At 64.3% G+C, this 252-nt stretch carries 1 protein-coding gene; it reads right to left on the bottom strand.

What is annotated here, in order from left to right:
- Positions 1-252, bottom strand: a 252-nt coding sequence (locus IF67_RS0138560; RefSeq protein WP_030993732.1) for an ABC transporter permease, incomplete at both ends; no start/stop codon positions are given.

Consider the following 252-nt stretch of genomic DNA (forward strand, 5'->3'; position numbering starts at 1 on the left):
GCCCTTGAGGATCAGGTCGATGCTGAACATCACGCCCGACGCATACATCCACGTCCGCATGATGAACGGCATCAGCTGCGCCAGGTCCGGGGTCTTGCTGCCCAGCCGGGCCATGGCCATCGCCAGGCCGGTGTTGAAGACGAACTGGAGCAGCAGCGCCGGGATGACCAGCAGCCACGACCAGGTGGGCATCTGCCCGTAGCCGAGCAGGATCACCACCAGCACACCCATCGAGAACAGCAGCTGCTGGAG

Source organism: Streptomyces sp. NRRL S-1813 (genome assembly GCF_000719605.1).
Lineage (GTDB): Bacteria > Actinomycetota > Actinomycetes > Streptomycetales > Streptomycetaceae > Streptomyces > Streptomyces decoyicus.